Annotated in this window: 4 protein-coding genes; 2 read left to right on the top strand and 2 right to left on the bottom strand. The window is 70.0% G+C overall.

All coding sequences use genetic code 11. From position 1 onward, the window contains the following. Positions 1–93: 93 nt before the first annotated feature. Together RMO85_RS16035 and RMO85_RS16030 are read left to right on the top strand one after the other, a co-directional pair. A complete protein-coding gene (locus tag RMO85_RS16035; protein ID WP_310529723.1) occupies positions 94–2,628 on the top strand; it encodes an FtsX-like permease family protein in 2,535 nt (844 codons plus the stop codon). Positions 2,629–2,712: 84 nt separating this feature from the next. After that, complete coding sequence (locus tag RMO85_RS16030) at positions 2,713–3,438, top strand: GntR family transcriptional regulator (RefSeq protein WP_310529722.1); 726 nt, start codon at positions 2,713–2,715, stop codon at positions 3,436–3,438. Between the two features lie 10 nt (positions 3,439–3,448). Here the strand turns inward: RMO85_RS16030 and RMO85_RS16025 are convergent, their stop codons facing one another. Beyond that, positions 3,449–4,048, bottom strand: coding sequence for a hypothetical protein (locus tag RMO85_RS16025; protein ID WP_310529721.1), 600 nt, complete (start codon positions 4,046–4,048; stop codon positions 3,449–3,451). Continuing rightward, the coding region (locus RMO85_RS16020; protein ID WP_310529720.1) for a DNA repair helicase XPB at positions 4,020–5,177 on the bottom strand (1,158 nt) is incomplete at its 5' end. The genes RMO85_RS16025 and RMO85_RS16020, both read right to left, overlap by 29 nt.

Here is a 5,177-nt window from a genome sequence, read left to right as displayed (position 1 = left end):
CCTCACCGACGGCCGCATCGTCGACGAGCTGCGCAACCCCGACCGGGACTCGGTCATCGAGATGACCAAGAAGCACGCAGCGGTGGAGGGCTGATGTTCCGCGCTGCCCTCAAGAGCCTGCTCGGGCGCAAGGTGCGCCTGCTGATGAGCACGTTCGCCATCGTCATCGGCGTGGCCTTCGTCGTCGGCACCCTCGTCTTCAGCGACACCCTCAGCCGCAGCTTCACCGCCCTGATGGCCTCGACCGTCGGCGACGTCGTCGTCCGACCCGAGAACACCGACGCGGCAGCCGAGCCCACCACCCGGACGGTCGATGCCTCGCTCGTGGACGAGCTCGAGGGCGTCGACGGAGCCGCCCGCGTCGACGGCAACGTGTCGGCCTTCGGCGTCTACGTCGTCGGCAAGGACGGCAAGCTGATCGGCGGCAACGGCCCTCCCAGCATCGGCGGCAACTGGACCGACGCGCCCGCCGGCCACGACCTCGAGGGCATGGCCATCATCGCGGGCCGGGCGCCGGAGAAGTCCGGCGAGGTGATGCTCGACTCCACCACGGCCGGCGAGGGCGGCTACGTCATCGGCCAGGACGTCAACGTCGTGACGGCCACCGACCGTGGCAGTCTGACCGCGGAGCTGGTCGGCGTGATCGGCTTCCCGCAGGGCGGCTCGCTCAACGGCGCGACCTTCACCGCCTTCGACACCCGGACGGCCCAGGACCTGTTCCTCGACGGCAAGGACGCCTTCACCGACATTTGGGTGACGGCCGAGCCGGGTACCAGCCAGGAGGACCTGGCGGCAGCCGTGACCGCGGCGCTCCCCGACGGCATCGAGGCCGTGACCGGCGACGACGCGGCCGACGAGGCTGCCAGCGCCATCCAGGAGGCGGTCGGCTTCCTGACCACGTTCCTGCTGATCTTCGCCGGCATCTCCCTGGTCGTGGGTGCCTTCCTGATCGTCAACACGTTCTCGATCCTGGTCGCCCAGCGCAGCCGCGAGCTGGCCCTGCTCCGTGCCCTGGGCGCCAGCAAGAGGCAGGTCACCAGGTCGGTGCTCTTCGAGGCGCTGATCCTGGGCCTGCTCGGCTCGACGATCGGGCTCGGTCTCGGCGTCCTGCTGGCCATCGGCATCCGCAGCCTCTTCGCACAGTTCGGGCTCGATCTCTCCGGGCAACCGCTCATCATGGCTCCGAAGACCGTGCTCGCGGCGTACGCCGTGGGCGTGATCGTGACCATGGGCGCGGCCTTCTTCCCGGCCCGCCGGACGAGCAAGATCGCCCCCGTGCAGGCCATGCGGGACGACATCGCGATGCCCGAGTCGTCGTTGCGCCGTCGCCTCCTCGTCGGCATCGTGCTGATCGTGGCCGGCGGTGTCGCACTCGCGGCCGGACTGACCGAGGCGGTGCCACATCCGCTCTACTACGTGGGCGGCGGCATCCTGGGGATCCTGCTGGGCGTCGCCTCCGCCAGCCCGGTCATCAGCTACCCGCTGCTCGCGGCAGCGGCCTGGCTCTACAGCCGCGTCTTCGGCTCGATCGGCACGCTGGCCGGCCAGAACTCGCTGCGCAACCCGCGGCGGACGACAGCCACGTCCTCCGCGTTGATGATCGGGCTGTCGCTCGCCTGCACGATGGCGATCGTGGGCGACTCCGCCAAGGCCAGCGTCGACCAGACGATCGAGGAGAACTTCGTCGGCGACTACGTCGTCAGCAGCCTGGTCGGCCAGAGCTTCTCGACCAGGGTCGGTCGGGAGATGGCCGACGTGCCGGGCGTGGAGGGCGTGTGGGCACAGCGGTTCGCCATCACCCAGCGCGGCGGCGACCGCCAGGGACTGGGCGCAGCCGAGCCCGAGACCATGCGCGACGGCTTCAGGATCGACATGGTCGAGGGCGACCTCGCCGACCTGTCCGACGGCACGGTCGTCGTCGACGAGACCTACGCCGCGGAGGAGGGCCTGAAGTTGGGCGACGACGTCACCGTGCAGCTCGCGGACGGTGACCACGAGCTGTCGATCGTCGGGTTGTACGCAGAGAACCCGATCCTGTTCTTCCCCCTCGTCACGACGCCGCAGACCCTGGTCGACGCCGGCTACCAGGACTCCGACAACTTCCTGGTCATCGACACGGACGGGCGCGCCGGCGTGCAGGACGCCCTGGACGCGGTCGTGGAGAAGTCGCCTGTGGTGACGGTCAAGGACCAGCAGGGCTTCGCCGCCGAGCAGCGCAAGCCGATCGACCAGCTGGTGCTGATGATCTTCGCGCTGCTGGGGCTCGCGCTGCTGATCGCGGTCCTCGGCATCGTCAACACGCTGGCGCTCTCGATCATCGAGCGCACCCGGGAGGTCGGGCTGCTGCGAGCCATCGGGGTGAGTCGCTCACAGCTGCGTCGGATGGTGACCTTGGAGTCGGTGGTGATCGCGCTGCTGGGGGCGATCCTGGGGGTGGTGCTGGGCATCGGGTTCGGGATCGCGCTCATGCACTCGCTGCGTAAGGAGGGCCTCGAGGTGATCTCGGTGCCGGTGGCGCAGCTGGTGATCTTCCTCGTGGTCTCGGTCGTCATCGGCGTGCTCGCGGCGCTCCTGCCCGCACGTCGGGCTGCCAAACTGGATGTTCTGCGCGCGATCGGAGCCGAATAGCGCTACCAAGTTGTGGCCGTCCCTTTAACATGCGCTTCGACAAAAGGGCTGCGGGGGGGTGAGGTCGGTCCTACTCTCTTGCATGTGGAAACCACCGTGGACGTGAAGCGCGCTGAGAGCGGGCTCAAGCACGTGCAGGTGCGCGAATACGTCCGTGCCCTCGTCGCCGAGGCCGCGCCCGGGGCTGCCGCACCCTCTGAGCGCGAGCTCGTCGCGCGCTTCGGGGTCGCGCGGATGACGGTCCGGCAGGCGCTCGACGTGCTGGTCACCGAAGGGCTTCTCGAGCGGGTGCCAGGTCGCGGCACGTTCGTCGCACACCCGCGACGTCGGGTGGGGCAGCTGTCGTCCTACACCGAGGACATGAAGCGGCGCGGGCTGCTGCCGGAGTCGCAGACGCTGGTCGCGCGGCGCGAGCAGGCCGGCCCCGGCGTCGCCCGCGCGCTCGAGATCTCGCCCGGTGACGCGGTCATCCACTGGAAGCGCCTGCGCCGTGCCGACCAGCAGGTGGTCTGCGTCGAGGACGCCTACCTCAACGAGATCCTGCTGCCGGGCTTCCTCCAGAGTGGCATGCCCACCAGCCTCTACGGCGCCCTCGACGAGCGCGGTCTGCGCCCCACCTGGGCCGAGGACTCCATCTCCGCGGACGCCGCGACGCCCGACGAGGCGATCCTGCTGGAGATCGAGCCCGGGTCGCCGGTGCTGCACCTCTCGCGCCGAGCCCTGTGCGAGGACAAGGTCGTGAACGTGTCGCGGACCGCCTTCCGGCCCGACCGCTTCACGATGTACGTCCAGCTCGGCGACATGTCCTGAGCGCTGGGCTTCACCGCTGACGCAACTGCTCGATCTCGGCCCGCACGTTGCTGCGCGCCCGGGCCTCCCACAGCGCCTGCCCCTGCGTCGTCCGGAACAGGGACGGCCCCGTGAGGAGGTCGCTCAGCACGCCCGCCCGCCCGGCCCGGAAGTCGGCGTCCGACACGTGCGCATACTCGAGGCGTACGTCGCGCGCGTAGGCGTCGTAGCGGCCCGGATCGGCCGCCAGGATCGCCAGGTCGGCATCGCTGAGCGCCGCCGCGTTGAGGTCGTCCGGGAAGGCCTGGTGATGCTCGGTCATCCGCACCAGCCGGGCGACCTCGGCCGCCGGTGGATCGGGCAGCGCCGCCTCCGCGAGCATCGCGGAGCGTTGCTCGGCGTCGGGTTGTCCGTCGTACACCGCGTCGTGGAACCACGCCGCGAGCACCACCGGCACCGTGTCGAAGGGGGTCCCCGCCCGGTCGAGGTCATCGAGCCGGTCGAGCACCTCGGTCAGGTGCCGCAGGTCGTGGTAGCCAGGGCGGTCCCACGCGACGAGCAGCTCTTCTCGGACCTCGAAGAGAGCCCGCAGCGGCCAGCGGTCAGCGAGGGGCGTCGAGGTCGGTGGCATCGATGATCCGGTAGGCGTAGCCCTGCTCGGCGAGGAACCGTTGCCGGTTCTGCGCGAAGTCGGCGTCCACGGTGTCGCGGGAGACCACGGTGTAGAAGTGCGCGGACTTGCCCTCGGCCTTCGGTCGGAGCAGCCGGCCGAGACGCTGGGCCTCCTCCTGGCGCGAGCCGAACGATCCGCTCACCTGGATGGCGACCTCCGCCGACGGCAGGTCGATGGAGAAGTTGGCGACCTTGGAGACCACGAGGAGGGGCTCTTCGCCGGAGCGGAACGCCTCGAAGAGTCGCTGCCGTTCCTTGACCGGAGTCTCGCCCTTGATCACGGGCGCTCCGAGCAGCTCGGCGAGCTCGTCGATCTGGTCGATGTACTGGCCGATCACGAGGGTCGGTTGTCCCTGGTGCTGGTCCACGAGGCGGCGGACGACATCGATCTTGGCGTGCGTGCACGAAGCCAGCCGGTAGCGCTCCTCCGGCTCGGCGATCGCGTAGGCGAGTCGCTGGCCCTCGGGCAAGGTGACACGGACCTCGACGCAGTCGGCGGGCGCGATCCAGCCCTGCGCCTCGATGTCCTTCCACGGCGCGTCGTAGCGCTTGGGCCCGATCAGCGAGAAGACCTCGCCCTCGCGGCCGTCCTCGCGCACGAGCGTCGCGGTCAGCCCGATCCGGCGGCGAGCCTGGAGGTTGGCGGTCATCCGGAAGATCGGCGCCGGAAGCAGGTGCACCTCGTCGTAGACGATGAGGCCCCAGTCGCGGGCGTCGAGCAGCTCGAGGTGCGTGTAGACGCCCTTGCGACGCGTCGTGAGCACTTGGTAGGTCGCAATGGTGACCGGCCGGACCTCCTTGACGGACCCGGAGTACTCCCCGATCTCGTCGGCGGTCAGGGACGTGCGCTTGATCAGCTCGTCCTTCCACTGCCGGGCGCTGACGGTGTTGGTGACGAGGATCAGCGTGGTGGCCTGCGCCTGGGCCATCGCCGCCGCGCCGACGATGGTCTTGCCGGCGCCGCACGGGAGGACGACGACGCCGGAGCCGCCGTGCCAGAACGACTCGGCCGCCTCCTGCTGGTACTTCCTCAGCTCCCAGCCGTTCTGGTCCAGCGCGATCGGGTGGGCCTCGCCGTCGACGTAGCC

This window comes from Nocardioides sp. (genome assembly GCF_031422975.1).
Classification (GTDB): Bacteria; Actinomycetota; Actinomycetes; order Propionibacteriales; family Nocardioidaceae; genus Nocardioides.
This window is presented reverse-complemented; position numbering and strand designations above follow the sequence as displayed.

Excerpts from the sequence above, each read along its gene's own strand:
- RMO85_RS16035 (WP_310529723.1), top strand. The coding sequence starts at position 94 with ATGTTCCGCGCTGCCCTCAAGAGCCTGCTCGGGCGCAAGGTGCGCCTG.
- RMO85_RS16025 (WP_310529721.1), bottom strand. The coding sequence starts at position 4,048 with ATGCCACCGACCTCGACGCCCCTCGCTGACCGCTGGCCGCTGCGGGCT.